The sequence below is a fragment of the Novisyntrophococcus fermenticellae genome (assembly GCF_018866245.1).
Classification (GTDB): domain Bacteria; phylum Bacillota; class Clostridia; order Lachnospirales; family Lachnospiraceae; genus Novisyntrophococcus; species Novisyntrophococcus fermenticellae.
Genome location: NZ_CP076458.1, coordinates 2,118,612 through 2,135,342, shown reverse-complemented (window position 1 = coordinate 2,135,342; position 16,731 = coordinate 2,118,612). Strand labels below are relative to the sequence as shown.

17 protein-coding genes and 1 tRNA gene are annotated in these 16,731 nt (G+C 44.6%); 16 read left to right on the top strand and 2 right to left on the bottom strand.

Annotation, left to right across the window (positions count from 1 at the left end; translation table 11 throughout):
* Positions 1-13 precede the first annotated feature (13 nt).
* The 14 genes from KNL20_RS09760 (at position 14) to rseP (ending at position 13,381) form a co-directional block, all read left to right on the top strand.
* Complete coding sequence (locus KNL20_RS09760; RefSeq protein WP_230397574.1) at positions 14-574, top strand: DUF5662 family protein; 561 nt, start codon at positions 14-16, stop codon at positions 572-574.
* 34 nt (positions 575-608) lie between these two features.
* The gene (locus KNL20_RS09755; protein ID WP_230397573.1) at positions 609-815 is read left to right on the top strand and encodes a hypothetical protein; all 207 of its coding nucleotides are present in this window, start codon (positions 609-611) and stop codon (positions 813-815) included.
* Positions 816-942: 127 nt separating this feature from the next.
* A complete protein-coding gene (locus KNL20_RS09750; protein WP_230397572.1) occupies positions 943-2,046 on the top strand; it encodes a GntR family transcriptional regulator in 1,104 nt (367 codons plus the stop codon).
* 30 nt (positions 2,047-2,076) lie between these two features.
* Complete coding sequence (araA, locus tag KNL20_RS09745) at positions 2,077-3,573, top strand: L-arabinose isomerase (protein ID WP_230397571.1); 1,497 nt, start codon at positions 2,077-2,079, stop codon at positions 3,571-3,573.
* 35 nt (positions 3,574-3,608) lie between these two features.
* A complete protein-coding gene (locus KNL20_RS09740) occupies positions 3,609-5,231 on the top strand; it encodes a xylulokinase (protein ID WP_230397570.1) in 1,623 nt (540 codons plus the stop codon).
* Entirely contained in the window at positions 5,224-5,913 is a 690-nt protein-coding gene (locus KNL20_RS09735) for an L-ribulose-5-phosphate 4-epimerase (protein WP_230397569.1), read from the top strand. The genes KNL20_RS09740 and KNL20_RS09735 overlap by 8 nt, the downstream gene beginning before the upstream one ends.
* Before the next feature lie 103 nt (positions 5,914-6,016).
* A complete protein-coding gene (locus KNL20_RS09730; RefSeq protein ID WP_230397568.1) occupies positions 6,017-7,336 on the top strand; it encodes an aspartate kinase in 1,320 nt (439 codons plus the stop codon).
* A gap of 152 nt (positions 7,337-7,488) precedes the next feature.
* Complete coding sequence (locus KNL20_RS09725) at positions 7,489-7,935, top strand: GNAT family N-acetyltransferase (RefSeq protein ID WP_230397567.1); 447 nt, start codon at positions 7,489-7,491, stop codon at positions 7,933-7,935.
* An 83-nt stretch (positions 7,936-8,018) separates the two neighbouring features.
* On the top strand, positions 8,019-8,714 hold the full coding sequence (pyrH, locus tag KNL20_RS09720; RefSeq protein ID WP_230397566.1) for a UMP kinase: 696 nt from the start codon (positions 8,019-8,021) through the stop codon (positions 8,712-8,714).
* A 29-nt stretch (positions 8,715-8,743) separates the two neighbouring features.
* The gene (gene frr / locus KNL20_RS09715) at positions 8,744-9,295 is read left to right on the top strand and encodes a ribosome recycling factor (RefSeq protein ID WP_230397565.1); all 552 of its coding nucleotides are present in this window, start codon (positions 8,744-8,746) and stop codon (positions 9,293-9,295) included.
* A gap of 88 nt (positions 9,296-9,383) precedes the next feature.
* Positions 9,384-10,112: an isoprenyl transferase gene (locus KNL20_RS09710; RefSeq protein ID WP_230397564.1), complete on the top strand. Its 729-nt coding sequence runs from the start codon at positions 9,384-9,386 to the stop codon at positions 10,110-10,112.
* Positions 10,094-10,912: a phosphatidate cytidylyltransferase gene (locus tag KNL20_RS09705; protein ID WP_230397563.1), complete on the top strand. Its 819-nt coding sequence runs from the start codon at positions 10,094-10,096 to the stop codon at positions 10,910-10,912. Before KNL20_RS09710 ends, KNL20_RS09705 begins: the two co-directional genes overlap by 19 nt.
* A 34-nt stretch (positions 10,913-10,946) precedes the next feature.
* Complete coding sequence (dxr, locus tag KNL20_RS09700) at positions 10,947-12,095, top strand: 1-deoxy-D-xylulose-5-phosphate reductoisomerase (protein WP_230397562.1); 1,149 nt, start codon at positions 10,947-10,949, stop codon at positions 12,093-12,095.
* Positions 12,092-13,381 carry an RIP metalloprotease RseP gene (rseP, locus tag KNL20_RS09695; RefSeq protein ID WP_331468155.1) on the top strand — a complete coding sequence of 430 codons (1,290 nt, stop codon included), beginning with the start codon at positions 12,092-12,094 and terminating at the stop codon, positions 13,379-13,381. The genes dxr and rseP overlap by 4 nt, the downstream gene beginning before the upstream one ends.
* Before the next feature lie 73 nt (positions 13,382-13,454).
* Here rseP and KNL20_RS09690 read toward each other — a convergent pair whose 3' ends face one another.
* Complete coding sequence (locus KNL20_RS09690; protein WP_230397560.1) at positions 13,455-13,859, bottom strand: bacteriohemerythrin; 405 nt, start codon at positions 13,857-13,859, stop codon at positions 13,455-13,457.
* Between the two features lie 245 nt (positions 13,860-14,104).
* Between KNL20_RS09690 and KNL20_RS09685 the strand changes: the two genes are divergently transcribed.
* Positions 14,105-14,189: transfer RNA gene (locus tag KNL20_RS09685), tRNA-Leu, on the top strand.
* Positions 14,190-14,284: 95 nt separating this feature from the next.
* On the opposite strand, the gene KNL20_RS09680 is transcribed toward KNL20_RS09685, so the two are convergent.
* Positions 14,285-15,538: a peptidoglycan-binding protein gene (locus KNL20_RS09680; protein ID WP_230397559.1), complete on the bottom strand. Its 1,254-nt coding sequence runs from the start codon at positions 15,536-15,538 to the stop codon at positions 14,285-14,287.
* A gap of 176 nt (positions 15,539-15,714) precedes the next feature.
* Between KNL20_RS09680 and KNL20_RS09675 the strand changes: the two genes are divergently transcribed.
* Complete coding sequence (locus KNL20_RS09675; RefSeq protein ID WP_230397558.1) at positions 15,715-16,722, top strand: deoxyguanosinetriphosphate triphosphohydrolase; 1,008 nt, start codon at positions 15,715-15,717, stop codon at positions 16,720-16,722.
* Positions 16,723-16,731: the final 9 nt, after the last annotated feature.

Genomic DNA, 16,731 nt, shown 5'->3' with positions numbered 1-16,731 from the left:
TAAGGTGTGATATATGCATGTCTGGCAGCATTTTAAAACAATAACAAAACATAAGCTTCTGGTTACCAGGTACTGCTTTAAGATTGGGCTGTACTGGCAGGGACTGGTACATGATTTATCAAAATACTCATGGACGGAGTTTTCCTCTGGCTGCAAATACTATCAGGGTGACAGAAGCCCGAATAATGCGGAGCGTGAAGCTACCGGGATTTCCAGATCATGGCTGCACCACAAAGGCAGGAATAAACATCATTTTGAATACTGGATTGATTATAGTGCGGATAAAAATTGCCCTTCTGTCTTAACAGGTATGAGAATGCCGAAAAAATATGTGGCTGAGATGGTGATGGACCGTATCTGTGCCTGCAGGGTGTATAAAGGAGGCCGGTATACCTCAAAAGATTCTCTGGAATATTTTATGAACAGCAGGGAACATCTCTGGTTCGTTCATCCGGAAGTGAAAAAAGAACTGGAATTTTTATTGACGATGCTGGCAGAAAAAGGGGAAGAAGAAACACTGCATTATATCCGATATATATTTCTGAATAAGCAGAATGATTTTGGGAAACGATGATAGCAGATATCTTTTGAAAAGGAGAAAATCTGCTATGAAAGAGAAAGATAAAAACCAGGAGAAAAGTCAGTTCGAAGACTTTCTGGAGGATGTAGTTGATCAATCTTACGTATCTTCTGCCGGGGACTGCACCGGATTGATTCCGTCTGCTCCTTCATCGGATGCGGAACTGGAGGCATATGAGCAGCTTTATCATTTTATTCAGCCCGCCAGAAACGATGAAAAAAAAGAGGAATCCTAGAGCACGTAAAAGGCGGATCAATTACGTTCAAATGTAATTGATTCGCCTTTTATATATAATTTGCATACAACTTGTAAAGAGGAACGTACAAGTTGTATAATGGGATAAAAGAGGGAAGGAGGTTCTTATGGATGCCAGCGGAAAGGCCAAGTATTTTACGCTGATGGAACAGCTGAAGGAAGATATTCTTTCCGGAAATATTCAGGCAGGTGAAAAGCTTCCCTCAGAGAATCAGCTGGCGGAAGAGTTTAAGATCAGCCGTCATACGGTTCGCAAGGCATTGTCCATCCTGGAAAATGAAGGCTATATCACCGCCCGCCACGGGAAGGGAACCTTTTGTTCTGAGCGCATGATTCACCGCCATACATCTCATAATATCGCAGTCGTGACCACTTACATATCGGACTATATATTCCCACGTCTGATTCAGGGGATGGACAGGGTCCTGACTGCGAATGGCTACAGCATCATTCTGAAGAATACAGGAAATTCCAGAACCAATGAAGCAAAGGTTCTTCGGGAGATGTTGAATAAGCCTATAGACGGCTTGATTATTGAACCCAGTAAAAGTCAGATTTTATGTAAGCATCTGAATCTTTATGAGATGCTGGATCAGTACGAAATACCCTATGTATTTATTCAGGGAAGCTATCCGCAGATGTTGGATAAACCCCGGATTTTGATGGATGACTGTCAGGGAGGATATCTGCTGACAAAATATCTGATCAGGCAGGGACACAGGTATATCGCAGGAATCTTTAAGGCCGATGACAGCCAGGGCGCCGGGCGCCATATGGGCTATACAAAAGCCTTGAAGGAAGCCGGAATCTTTTACGATCCGGAGATGGTAATCTGGTTTCATACAGAAGACCGGCGTATAAAGCCACCACTGCTGCTGAACCAGATGCTGGACAAGGGTGTGCATATGGATGCAGTTGTCTGCTACAACGATCAGATTGCCGTGCTTGCTATCCAGACGCTAAGCAACAGGGGTTTAACCATACCGCAGGATATATCTGTTACCGGATACGATAATTCCCTGATTGCAGAGGCGGGACAAATCGGCCTTACAACCATCAACCATCCACAGGAAAGACTTGGAGAGATGGCGGCAGAACTGATTCTGGAACAGATTCGGAAGGTACCGCTTAAGAAAAGTAAGGTAGAGCGGTTGATACAGCCGGAATTAATCATCAGACAATCCACGTGCCAGAGAAATAAGAAGGTATAAAAAAATATATAGCATAAAGGAGAAGAACTTATGAATGAAGCAAAGAATTACAAATTTTGGTTTTGTACCGGATCACAGGATCTGTACGGTGATGAATGCCTTGCACATGTGGCAGAGCATTCTCAGATTATCGTTGAGGGCTTGAATCAGTCAGGAATATTGCCCTTTGAGGTTATCTGGAAACCAACCCTGATTACCAACCAACTCATTCGAAAGACATTTAATGAGGCGAATGCAGATGAAAACTGTGCCGGTGTTATTACATGGATGCATACATTTTCTCCTGCAAAATCCTGGATTTTAGGACTTCAGGAGTATCGGAAACCACTTCTTCATCTGCACACCCAGTATAACCGTGAGATTCCTTATGATACTATCGATATGGATTTTATGAATGAGAATCAGGCAGCACACGGTGACCGGGAGTACGGACATATTGTCACCAGGATGAATATTGAGAGAAAAGTAATCATGGGATTCTGGGAAGATAAAGAAGTTCAGGAGCGCATCGCGGGCTGGATGCGCACAGCCATCGGAATTATGGAAAGCAGCCATATCCGTGTATGCCGTATCGCTGATAACATGAGAAATGTTGCTGTTACAGAAGGCGACAAGGTAGAGGCGCAGATTAAGTTCGGCTGGGAGATTGATGCGTATCCGGTTAATGAAATTGAGCAATATGTACAAGATGTTAAAAAGGGCGATATTGATACGCTGGTTGAGGAGTATTACAGCAAGTACGAGATTCTGCTGGAAGGGCAGGAGCCGGAGGAGTTTAAAAAACATGTTGCAGTACAGGCCGGGATTGAGCTGGGATTTGAAAAGTTCCTGTTAGAAAAGGATTATCAGGCGATTGTTACGCACTTTGGTGACCTTGGCGCACTGAAGCAGCTTCCGGGACTTGCAATTCAAAGGCTGATGGAAAAGGGCTATGGTTTCGGGGGAGAAGGAGACTGGAAGACGGCTGCTATGGTACGTCTTATGAAGATTATGACACAGGGCATCAAGGATGCGAAAGGAACTTCCTTCATGGAGGACTATACCTATAATCTGGTTCCCGGAAAAGAGGGTATTCTGGAGGCTCATATGCTGGAAGTATGCCCCACAATTGCTGATGGGCCGGTTTCCATTAAGTGTCAGCCCCTTAGCATGGGAGACCGCGAAGATCCGGCTCGTCTGGTATTCACATCCAAGGAAGGACATGGGATTGCCACTTCTCTTATTGATCTGGGAAACCGCTTCCGCCTGATTATAAATGATGTGGATTGCAAGAAGGTGGAAAAACCGATGCCGAAGCTTCCGGTGGCAACCAACTTCTGGGTACCGCAGCCCAACCTTCAGGTTGGTGCTGAAGCCTGGATTTATGCAGGCGGTGCTCATCATACTGCATTCACCTATGACTTGACTACAGAGCAGATGGTGGACTGGGCAGCAGCTATGGGAATTGAAAGCGTTGTAATTGATCATGACACAACCATTCGTAATCTGCGTAACGAGTTGAGATGGAATTCTGTATATTATAGATAAGAGTCTGGTAAACAATCGAGGAGGTATAGGGTTAAATGGGTATTGACATTGCTAAAGTAAAGGCTGAAATTGAAGCCGGAAAGACGGCACTTGGAATTGAATTTGGGTCTACCAGAATTAAAGCAGTTTTGGTAGGAGAGGACAATGTTCCGATTGCTTCCGGAGCACATGACTGGGAAAATAAGTATGAAAACGGTATCTGGACCTATAGCGTCGAAGATATCTGGAAGGGGCTCCAGGACAGCTACCGGAAGATGGCTTTGGATGTGAAAGACCAGTACGGAGTGACCTTACGAAACATAGGAGCAATTGGATTCAGCGCGATGATGCATGGATATATGGCATTTGATAAAGATGGCGAGCTTCTGGTGCCGTTTCGAACCTGGAGGAACAATATCACAGGACAGGCTTCAAAAGAACTGACCGATCTTTTTCAGTTCCAGATACCGCAGAGATGGACAATCGCCCACCTGTATCAGGCAATTCTAAATGGGGAAGAACATGTAGGTGAGATTGACTATCTGACAACTCTGGCAGGCTATATACACTGGAGACTGACAGGCGAAAGAGTTCTGGGAATAGGAGAAGCTTCCGGGGTATTTCCGATAGACTCAGATACAAAGACTTATCAGAAAGAAATGGTTCAAAAATTTGATGACCTGGCTGCCGATAAACAGTTTTCCTGGAAACTGACGGATATCCTTTCAGAAGTCCGGACGGCCGGAGACGCGGCAGGTACACTGACAGAGGAAGGAGCAAAACTTCTGGATGTTACCGGTGAGCTGAGAGCGGGAATTCCCCTCTGCCCACCCGAAGGTGATGCAGGAACAGGTATGGTGGCCACCAATAGTGTGTCAAAGCGAACCGGCAACGTATCAGCAGGTACTTCTGTGTTTGCTATGATTGTCCTGGAAAAGGCACTGTCTAAGGTCTATTCGCAGATTGATATGGTGACCACTCCTCTGGGGGATCCTGTGGCCATGGTTCACTGCCAGAACTGTACTTCAGACCTGAATGCGTGGGTGGGCCTTTTCAAGGAGTTTGCGGAAACGTTTGGCATGAAGCCGGACATGAATGAACTTTTCGGAACCTTGTATCGCAAGGCATTGGAAGGTGATCCTGACTGTGGAGGACTGCTTGCATATAACTACTTTTCGGGAGAGCATATTACAGATTTTGTGGAAGGGCGTCCCCTGTTCGTGCGTAATGCCGGTGACAGATTCAACCTTGCCAATTTTATGAGGGTACACCTGTTTACATCACTGGGCGCACTAAAGGTGGGGCTGGATATCCTTTTGAAGGAGGAAGATGTCGAGGTTGACCGTATATTGGGACACGGCGGGTTGTTTAAAACCAAAGGTGTGGGGCAAAGATTCCTTGCAGCTGCTATGAATGCGCCTGTATCTGTTATGGAAACGGCAGGAGAAGGAGGAGCCTGGGGCATTGCACTGCTTGCTTCCTATATGTTGAACAAGACAGAAGGGGAGACCTTGGATGCCTATTTGAATGAAAAAGTTTTTGCGGGACAGGAAGGCGAATGTATAGAGCCTGATGCCAGGGATGTGGCCGGGTTTGAAACATTCATCGAGCGTTATAAGAGCGGGCTGCCCATTGAGCGGGCTGCGGTGGAAAACTTAAGCGGAGGTAATTATGCTTGAAGATTTAAAAAAGCGTGTATATGAGGCAAATATGCTGCTTCCAAAATACAGACTGGTTACATTTACATGGGGAAATGTCAGTGAGATTGATAAAGAAAGCGGGTTGTTTGCCATTAAACCAAGCGGGGTGGATTATGATAAACTGACACCGGATGATATTGTGCTCATGGACCTGAAGGGTGAGAAAGTAGAAGGAAAATATAATCCTTCATCCGATACTCCCACGCATTTGGAGTTGTACAAGGCGTTTCCAAAAATCGGCGGAATTGTTCATACACATTCTTCCTGGGCGACCAGCTGGGCCCAGGCGGGCAGAGGGATTCCATGCTACGGCACTACCCATGCCGATTATATGTATGGTGAGATTCCCTGTGCCAGATGTCTGGATAAGGAAGAAATTGAAAGTGATTATGAAAAAAACACAGGGCTTCTGATTGCAGATCTTTTTAAAGACAAGAATTATGAAGCGATGCCTGCAGTACTCTGCAAAAATCATGGACCCTTTACCTGGGGAAAGGATGGACATGAGGCAGTACACAATGCGGTAGTTCTGGAAGAAGTTGCAAAGATGGCGGCCAGATGCGAACAGATTAACCCAAGAGTGCAGCCGGCTTTGCAGGAGCTGCAGGACAAGCATTATTATAGAAAACACGGAGCAAATGCATACTACGGTCAGAAGTAAGGAGACAGCAGCAGACCAGAAAAAACTTGACGCGGAGACTTTCATGCGCTAAATTATTAGTTATTAGGTATGTAAGGATTAATATGAAGGAGCGTACAAACCCATGAAAAAAGTTGTAAAATTCGGTGGAAGTTCTCTGGCAAGTGCAGAACAGTTTCAAAAGGCGGGAAATATAATCTTTGCGGATTCCGGCAGAAGGTATGTGATACCATCAGCACCGGGAAAGCGTTATGATGGAGACACAAAGGTCACAGATATGCTTTACGACTGCTATCGGGCGGCGGAATCTGATAAAAACTTTGAGGATAAATTAAAAGCGATACAGGTCAGATATCAGGAGATTATTGACGGACTTGGTCTCGAACTTTCTTTGAATGAGCAGTTTAAGGAAATTCAAAAAAATTTCTCGGAAAAGGCAGGAACTGATTATGCCGCATCCCGCGGAGAATATCTGAATGGAATTATTATGGCAGATTATCTGGGGTATGAATTCATTGATGCAGCAGAAGTGATATTCTTTACAGAAGGTGGCTCTTTTGATGCTGATAAGACAGATGCCTGCCTGTCACAGCGTCTTTCCACTGTTGAACGTGCAGTGATTCCGGGGTTTTATGGCTTGGCAGCTGATGGCAGCGTGAAAACCTTTTCACGGGGTGGCTCCGACATTACCGGTTCTATTGTGGCAAAAGCCGTGCATGCGGATCTATATGAAAACTGGACGGATGTATCCGGTTTTCTGGTAACCGATCCACGTATTGTAGAGAATCCGGAAGTAATATCCACAATTACATATAAGGAGCTGCGGGAGCTTTCTTATATGGGGGCAACCGTACTGCATGAGGATTCTATCTTTCCGCTTCGTCAGGAAGGTATACCGATTAACGTAAGAAATACCAACAAGCCGGAGGATAGCGGAACATTGATCGTGGAGAGCACGTGCAGTAAACCCAAATACACCATTACCGGAATTGCAGGAAAAAAAGGTTTTGCATCTATCAACATTGAAAAAGATATGATGAATACGGAGATCGGATTTGGAAGAAAAGTGCTTCAGGTATTCGAAGACTGCGGACTTTCTTTTGAACATACACCATCCGGTATTGATACGTTCACGGTATATGTCCATCAGGATGAATTCCAGGAGAAAGAGCAGCAGGTGATCGCCGGACTTCACAGGGCGGTTCATCCAGATTCCATTGATTTGGAGTCAGACCTGGCCCTGATAGCGGTAGTGGGAAGAGGAATGCGCAGAACACGGGGAACGGCCGGAAGGATATTCGCGGCACTGGCGCATGTACATGTCAATGTCAAGATGATTGACCAGGGTTCCTCAGAATTAAATATTATAATTGGGGTAGAAAACAGAGATTTTGAAACAGCAATACAGGCCATCTATAATATTTTTGTGGAAGCACAGTTGTAAACAGCGGAGTCTGCATACTCCCCAACAGGTGATTTTTTCAACCGCCTGCTGGGGATTTTTGTTTGGAAGTCCATGTATTGACAGTTTCTTGTATCCAAAGTATAGTAGATGGTGTTTGAGTTAGAATAGTAAGGTGATTTGAAAGGAGTTTTATGTTTGAAATTGTAAGGATGCAGGAAGAGGACCGTGTGAATGTTATGAATATGGTAGAAGTATTTTATCATAGTCCCGCGGTGTGTCATACAGTTCCTGCCAGTACGTTGCTGCGAACCTTTGAAGCTGCTCTTTCCGGAGAGCAGGGGTTGGATGGATATGTACTTCTGGAAGATGAAAAGGTAGTGGGATTCGCCTATATAACAGAATTTTATGCATGCGAGGTGGGTGGAAAAACTGTTATGCTTGAGGAAGTTTACCTGAAGGAGGAGGCCCGTAAAAAAGGTTATGCGACACAGTTTTTTCACTGGATGTTTGAAACATATTCATATGCAAAAAGGTTTCGCCTGGAAGTGAGCATGGAGAATCCGGGGGTTATCGGACTGTATGAAAGACTGGGATTTACCTTCCTTGATTATAGACAGATGGTAAGGGATGTGCTATAATCCCTGTAGATAAGGAACGTGCGGCCAAAACCGCTGCATCCGGGATTATAGGTGAAAACATAAGGAACGAGGAATAATACCTGATGAAAAGAGTATTGCTAAAGCTGAGTGGCGAAGCGCTTGCGGGAGCTAAAAAAACAGGGTTTGATGAACCGACGGTGACTGCGGTCGCAAAGCAGGTTAAGACACTTGTAGAAGAAGGAATCAAAGTAGGAATCGTCATTGGAGGAGGCAACTTCTGGAGAGGGAGAAGCAGCGAATCGATTGACCGGACCAAGGCCGATCAAATTGGAATGCTGGCAACTGTCATGAACTGTATCTATGTATCTGAGATCTTCCGTTCACAGGGGATGATGACATCCGTACTCACACCCTTCCAATGCGGGGAATTTACAAAGGCCTTCTCAAAAGACAGGGTGAGTAAGTACTTCGATCATAATATGGTTGTATTTTTTGCGGGCGGAACCGGCCATCCGTATTTTTCGACAGATACGGCGACCGTGTTGCGCGCCATAGAAATTGAGGCGGATACCATTCTGCTGGCCAAGGCTGTGGACGGTGTATATGACAGTGATCCCAAAGATAATCCGGATGCAAAGAAGTATGACGAAATATCAATCCAGGAAGTGATTGACCGAAAACTGGGAGTCGTGGATATGACGGCCTCTATTATGTGTATGGAGAACAAGATGCCCATGCAGGTGTTCAGCCTGAATGAAAGGGATGGAATTGTTAATGCAGCACATGGAATCAATAATGGTACAAAGGTGACCGTATAACAAAATAAAACAGGAGGGTGATAATCGTTATGGATGAAAGAATTGAAATATATCAGTCAAAGATGGAGAAGACAATAAAAAGTCTGGAAAGTGAACTTGGAACAATCCGTGCCGGACGTGCCAATCCCCACGTATTGGACCGTATTACAATAGATTATTATGGAACACCCACACCGCTGCAGCAGGTTGCCAACGTCTCTGTTCCTGAACCCCGGATGATTCAGATCCAGCCATGGGAAGCTTCTATTGTAAAAGATATCTGTAAAGCAATTCAGGTGTCTGACCTGGGGATTAATCCGAATACAGACGGAAAGGTAATCAGGCTGGTATTTCCGGAGCTGACTGAAGAACGAAGAAAAGAGCTGGTTAAAGATGTCAAGAAAAAAGGCGAAGCCGCAAAGATTGCAATCCGCAATATCCGCCGCGATGCCAATGACTCCTATAAAAAACTTTCCAAAGAAGATGTGTCTGAAGACGAAATCAAAGAGTTAGAAGATAAGACGCAGAAGATGACAGATAAATTCATCAGGAAAATTGACGAGATTATTGAAGAAAAATCCAAAGAAGTTTTGACAGTGTAAAAACAGGGCGGGGATAGAAAGAAATACAGATATCTATTGTATTTCTTTCTATCGTTTTTTTACAGGCGCTCTTGAAGGAGTATAATATATGAATGTGCCAAATCATGTGGCAATTATTCTGGACGGCAACGGACGGTGGGCAAAATCCAGAAATATGCCCAGAACTTATGGACATATGGTAGGATGTGATAATCTGGAAAAAATCTGCTATATAGCCAGAGATCTCGGAATTAAATATTTGACTGTTTACGCATTTTCCACGGAAAACTGGAAGCGCTCCAAAGATGAAATTGACGGATTGATGAAATTATTCCGGCGTTATCTGAAGCGTTGCATCAAAAGCTCCAGAGAAAATGAGATGCGTGTGAGAATCATCGGTGATACAACTGCCTTTGACGAAGACATTCGGGAAAGTATTCAGGTATTGGAGGACTATTCCAAAGGCTATGATAAGCTGCATTTTCAAATTGCGCTTAACTATGGAAGCAGGGATGAGATTCTAAGAGCTGCTGTAAGGATGGCTGACGATGTAAAGTGCCGGATGTTAAGGGAAGAGGATATTACAGAAGAGGTTTTTTCTTCTTATCTGGATACATCAGGGATTCCCGATCCGGATCTCATGATAAGAACCAGCGGAGAAGAGCGGTTGTCTAATTTTCTATTATGGCAGCTGGCTTATACGGAGTTTTATTTTACAGACGTTCCCTGGCCGGATTTTCATAAAGAGGAATTGGTCAAGGCTATTGAACAATATAATAGCAGGGACAGAAGATTTGGCAGCGTAAAGGGGGAAGCATCATGTTCAAAACAAGGCTGATGAGTGGAATTGTACTTGTGTTACTGGCTTTTATAGCCATCGCGACGGGTGGGTATGTACTCTTCGGAACACTGCTGATTGTCTCACTGATTGGAGCCGGAGAGCTTTTAAAGGCCATGAAGGTTCAGGAAAGCAGATGGAACAGCCTGACTGCTGCAAGCATGGTTGGAATCACTCTATATTATCTGGGAATTATCATATCCGATAAGGGCATAATCAATCTGCGCGGATTCGATTCGGGACTCTCTGAGATGATGCTGATCCTGTCTCTTTTGATTATCATGTTTGTCTATGTATGCACCTATCCCAAGTATCATGCAGGTCAGGTTATGGCGGCTTTTTTTTCAATTGTGTATGTGGGTGTCATGCTTTCCTATATCTATCAGACGAGAATACTGATTGGCGGAAAATATCATGTGTGGCTGATCTTTCTGTGCTCCTGGGGTGCGGATACCTGCGCATACTGTGTGGGTATGCTTTGTGGAAAGCATAAGATGGCACCGGTTTTAAGCCCGAAGAAATCGGTGGAGGGTGCTGTAGGCGGAGTAGCCGGAGCTGCGTTGCTGGGATTCCTGTTCCAGCTGGTTACCCATGGCCTGTCTTATCAGTATGCAGTGATATGTGGAGCAGGCGCCTTGATTTCCATGGTAGGTGATCTGGCTGCATCTGCAATCAAGAGAAACATGGAAATTAAGGACTACGGAAAGCTGATTCCGGGTCATGGGGGAATACTGGATCGCTTTGACAGCGTTATCTTTACGGCCCCCGTAATATATTACCTTTCTGTTTTTCTCATATAAATTGGATAGAAAGCAGAGTTCGGGAGAATAATAGATGAAGAAAATTGCAATATTAGGGTCCACCGGATCCATCGGAACACAGACACTGGATGTGGTACGGTTGAACGCAGATATTCAGGTGCTTGGCATCAGTGCGGGAAACAATATCAGAAAGCTGGAAGAGCAGGTGAGAGAGTTTTCTCCGAAACTTGCGGCTGTCTGGGATAAGGAGCAGGCAAAAACCTTAAGAACGCGGATTGCTGATACGAATACAAAAGTGGTGAGCGGTATGGGGGGCATGATGGAACTGGCAGCTATGGCCGATACGGAACTTCTGGTAACTGCAATTGTGGGGATGATTGGTATCCTGCCCACAATTGAGGCAATCAGGCAGGGAAAGGATATTGCTTTAGCGAATAAAGAAACACTGGTTACGGCAGGTCATATCATCATTCCTCTGGCAAAAAAACATCATGTTCAGATATTGCCTGTAGACAGCGAACACAGCGCAATTTTTCAGTGTCTTGGAGGAGAAGAAAGAAAAGCGGTGGAGAAGCTGCTGATTACCGCCTCCGGAGGACCATTCCGTGGAAAGACGGTGAAAGAACTGGAAGAGGTTACAGTAGAAGATGCGCTGAAGCATCCAAACTGGTCTATGGGACATAAAATCACCATTGATTCTGCTACCCTGGTGAATAAAGGCCTGGAGGTCATGGAAGCCAGATGGCTGTTTGATGTGGATCTGGAGCATATACAGGTGGTGGTTCAGCCTGAGAGCATTATACATTCGATGGTAGAATTTAAAGACGGGGCTGTTATGGCGCAGCTGGGAACACCGGATATGAAGCTTCCGATTCAGTATGCGTTATACTATCCCGGACGGCGATATCTGGCGGGAGAGCGGCTGGATTTTCGTTCTCTGGCTCAAATTACATTTGAAGAACCGGATATGGAAACTTTTAAAGGGCTTAAGATGGCACTGGATGCTGCAAGAGTGGGGGATTCCATGCCGACAGTATTTAATGCGGCCAATGAACGGGCGGTATCAAAGTTTTTAAATCACGAAATCAGCTTTTTGGATATCTATAGTGTGATTGAAGGGGCTATGCGGCAGCATAAGGTCGTCAAAAATCCGAATATAGAACAGATACTCGAAACAGAGGCGGGGACTTATGATTGGATTGAAAGCAGGTGGCATATTTGAACATTATTATCGCTATATTAATATTTAGCCTGGTTGTAATTGTACATGAAATGGGACATTTCCTTCTGGCTAAGGCAAATCATATCATGGTGACCGAATTTTCTGTCGGAATGGGTCCCACATTATTTTCCACAGTCAGAAATGAAACGAAATACTCTTTAAAATTGCTGCCATTCGGGGGTTCCTGTATGATGCTGGGAGAGAATGGGGAAGAAGACGGCGAGGCTTCCTTCAACAGCAAATCGGTCTGGGCCAGAATGTCTGTAATCCTGGCAGGTCCAATCTTTAATTTGCTTCTGGCATTCTTTATATCAATTGTTATTATCAGTCTGGTGGGAGCTGATCCTTCCCGTATAACCTCTGTAAAAGAAGGATCTCCGGCGGCCGAGGCAGGCCTGCAGGAAGGTGATTTGATTACCAGATACGAAGGCAGCAGCATCTCATTGGGCAGAGAGTTATATACAGAGGTCAGCCTGGATGGAATACCTTCGGATGAGATTTCTCTTACCTATAAGAGGGATGGAAAAAAGCAGGATATTACTTATGTGCCATATGCAGCAGAGAAGTATATGTTGGGATACACCTATTACCCGGATGTAGAAGGGAAGGCTGAGGTTGCGACCTTGATGCCCGGGTATCCTTTTGCAAAGGCCGGTCTGCAGGTAGGAGACATCATACTGGAAGTGGACGGCACAGTAATCAACAGCAATAAGGAATTGGAGCAGTATTTTAACGCGCATCCTCTTGACGGTACAGCTGTAAAAATAACTTATCAGCATGGGGAACGTATTCATGATACAGAAGTAACACCAAAACTGTCAAAAAATGCCGAGCTGGGCTTTGGGTTTAACATGGCAAGAGAAAAGCAGTCGCCGCTGGGTGTGCTGAAATACAGTGTCCGTGAAATCGGCTACTGGGTGAAAACTACAATCAAAAGCCTTGGAATGTTGATTACCGGCAAATTTACAGTGAATGACTTAAGCGGTCCGGTCGGAGTCGTGAATGAAATTGGAAAAACAATAGAAACCTCAAAAGCGGATGGAGGATTTTATGTATTATTGAACCTTCTGAACTTTACAATCCTGCTTTCTGCGAACCTGGGCGTGATGAATCTGGTTCCGTTCCCTGCACTGGACGGTGGAAGGATGGTCTTTCTCATCATTGAGGCAATCAGAGGGAAGGCAATCAAACAGGAAGTGGAGGGCATGGTGAATTTCGCAGGACTAATGCTTCTGATGGCATTGATGGTCTTTGTTATGTTTAATGACATACGAAAAATATTTTGAAGCATGAAGATGTAGTTTTCAAAAAAGAGCGGCGGTGAGCCGCTCTTTTACGATTTAAAATGTTATATGTTCTTTAAGCTTCTTTTATATACTCAGCTACCTGCTTGTCCCATATCTGGATATGCCGCAGGAGCCAGTCCACTACATTTTTCCTGACAGCTTCCACGAATGCTTCCGTAGGACCTTCCTCTTCTTCCAGCATCTCTCTTAAGTCGTCCACAGCCTTTACAAAGACCGCATGCTGCTTCTTATGAGCATCCAAAAGAGGGTAAGCATGTTCTTCCTGAAGATTTTCCTCGGCGTTAAAATGAAAATCGGTATAATCCATCAGAAAATCCAGCGTCTGTACTGCAACATTCTTTTCTTTTCCAACCACACCATCTGCTGTCAGCTTATTTACTCTGGCAATCAGTTCTCTGTGTTGTGTATCAATCAAATCATTTCCTGTTTCAAGTGCTTTATCAAATTCAATACTCATAAAACATATCCTCACTTTCCTTTTTCCATCTTTACTTCTATTCAGCCCATTATAGCAAATTCGGGCAAAAAATACAACAGCGGGAAATTGCCGGCAGTTCAGCCGTGCCGGTATCTGAACTGTAAGATTAGAGAAAAAACTATAAAAAAACTTAGAGAAAAAACCATAAAAAACTGTTGACGGATTTGTAATCTGATGCTATACTAATCCATGTCGTCTGAATCAGATGGCAAACTGAATAACGTGCGCGAGTGTCGGAATTGGCAGACGAGCTAGACTAAGGATCTAGTGATTATTGCAATCGTACGGGTTCAAGTCCCGTCTCGCGCAGCTTATAAAAATCCGCAGAGTCATCGGATTTTTTTGTTGCGCTGATACAAAAGGAACAGACCGGAAGCATTTCATATGGTCTGTTCCTGGTTACTTTATGGATTGAGTTCTGCGATTCGGGTGACTGCAACATAGATATCCTGAATTTTATACCAGGTAGGATAATCGATAATGCCTGTGGCGGGTAGGTTAAAGAGGGACTGGAATGCTGTTACAGAACGTTTTGTGCCTTCCCCCAGAATACCATCTTCAGTAGTGGGCGGTATTGCACTGTATACATTTGCTATGGCGTTTAGCTGCTCTTGAATCTGAGTGACCTTCGGTCCGGTGGCGCCTATATCCAGGTTGTAGCCGGGCCAGGAGGCCGGAACACCTGAGATCTCTTCAGCAGAATTGATATACATATCCTGCCCGTAATAATTACGTAGAATCTGAATCGGTGTGTAGCCCTGATCTCCCAGAGATTTTGATCCCCATTGGCTCATCCAGTTCGGACAAGTGACCCGGTGTCCGTCACAGTACTGTGTGAGAATAGGTTGGCGTACATTGGGCCGTGAAAGGTAGTAGGAAAAAATTTCATCTACAATCAGGGAGATGTTATCGAAGTAGTTTCGCCCCCTGGTCCATTTATGATCGTATGCAGTCGACGAGGTAATCGTAAAATCATGTCCTTTGTTACGATACCACTCTGTGTATACTCTGTTTAATGTAAAGGACATAATGGCCAGAACATTTGCACGTATGGCCGAATCAGGCCAGGTAGCATAGATTTCACTGCTGGCTACATTCTTGATATAGTCTCTGTAACGTTCATAGTAATTGGCTGCCGTAGGATCCTCAGGAGAACCGTCATGGACGATGACATATTCCGGAATAACAACCCGGCTTAAGACGATTTCTCCGGTCTCATTCACAGGTTTAATTTCTGCTTCCGGTATTTTCGGCGGAAATTCGTAATATAATGTGTGTGCTGAAATTGCGATATCCAGAAATTGGTTTTCAGCGGTCAGCTGATTCATCAGAACGGGCTGTATGGCAATTTCTCCGGGAAGCAGCTGGCTGCCGGAGATTTCAATCGGTTCATAACCTTCCGCTGTGATGTTCAGTGTATATTCTGAATATGGCTGTTGCATGGCTGGTTCCATACTGTATTCAACCGGTGGTGCAGGCAGGTCTATGGTAGGCGTACGACCATTGGAATCCGTTGTCAATTCTTCAAGTATCTGATTTGGATTGCCGGTGTAGGAGATTGATATTTTGGCCTGGCTTATGGGACGATTCTGAGGCCGCGCATTCACTTGAATCTGCAGTTCGCCAGTGTCCACTTGATTTTCATCCATTTTCTTCATTGCAATCTGACCTATTGTGTATTATCAATTCAGTGTATGTACATTGGACAAGAAAATATACCAATTTTCCAGTGCTTTTAAATTTTATATGAATATTTTAAAAATAAAAAAGGAAATTTGTCGTCTGTGCGGTATATTGGTTAATAGGAGAGCTTGTCAACCTGTGGAGGTAGAAGATGAATATACGCGAAAGCTTTGAGGAAAGGGAATTTCAGGAACTGAGTCCCTATGCGGCTCACAGTCGTGATTCCAGAGGACGGGATGTGTATGAGACGGAGTGTGATGTCCGAACGGTTTATCAAAGAGACCGGGACAGGATTCTTCATTCCAAGGCATTCCGAAGATTGAAGGATAAGACGCAGGTATTTCTGGCACCCCAGGGAGATCATTACAGGACCAGACTGACGCATACATTGGAAGTTTCCCAGACGGCCAGAACAATAGCTAAGGCATTGAATCTGAATGAGGATCTGGTTGAGGCAATTGCCCTCGGGCATGATCTTGGGCATACACCTTTTGGTCATGCGGGTGAATATGCCTTGAATGAAGTCTGCCCATTAGGATTTGCCCATTATAAGCAAAGTATCCGTGTGGTGGAACTTCTGGAAAAGGATGGGGACGGGTTAAACCTGACCTGGGAGGTCAGGGACGGAATCTTAAATCACCGGACATCTGGAAAACCAAATACATTGGAGGGCCAGATTGTACGGCTTTGTGACAAGATATCCTATATTCACCACGACATGGATGATGCACAGCGTGCAGGCATTATAAGTGAGGATGATATTCCTATTACAATCCGTGTGGTACTTGGGGGTACGACACGCGAGAGACTGAATACGCTGATTCATGATATTATCCTGAACAGTATGGGAAGGGACGCTATTGTGCAGTCAGGGGAGATTGCGGAAGCTATGCGAATGCTCAGACAACTGATGTTTGATAATGTATATAAGAATCCTGTTGCAAAGAAGGAAGAAAAAAAGGCAAAACGTATGCTGATGGAGCTTTATGAATATTACAGCAGTCATATCAACAAATTGCCGGATGAGTACCAGAGGCTGATTTCCAGAGGAGAAAAAGAGGAACGGGTGGTATGTGATTATATATCCGGCATGACAGATCAGTATTCCATGCACCATTTTGAAGAATTGTTTGTTCCGAAGGCGTGGGCAGTATACTGATGAGCGGAT